Annotated in this window: 1 protein-coding gene; it reads right to left on the reverse strand. The window is 51.2% G+C overall.

Translation table 11 applies throughout. The features are described from left to right. The coding region (locus WKI42_RS11030; protein WP_368081932.1) for a hypothetical protein at positions 1–205 on the reverse strand (205 nt) is incomplete at both ends.

A 205-nucleotide genomic window follows, 5' to 3' on the forward strand; every position in this document is an offset into this window, starting at 1 on the left:
CGTGATGGCACCTGCTTGGATATGGTCAGCAGTGACAGAACCAGCAGCCATTTTTCTAGCTGTTACAGCACCATCAACAATCATGTCGGATTTCACTCGAACCCGTGGAGCGATGATATCCACCCCTCTAGGACTTGCGGAAATGGTAGAGGCTAACTGCTCGCCAGTCAAAGTAGTAGAGCCGATGGTCACTCCTTCAGGCGTA

The organism is Streptococcus pseudopneumoniae, assembly GCF_038148935.1.
GTDB classification, from domain to species: Bacteria; Bacillota; Bacilli; order Lactobacillales; family Streptococcaceae; genus Streptococcus; species Streptococcus pseudopneumoniae_U.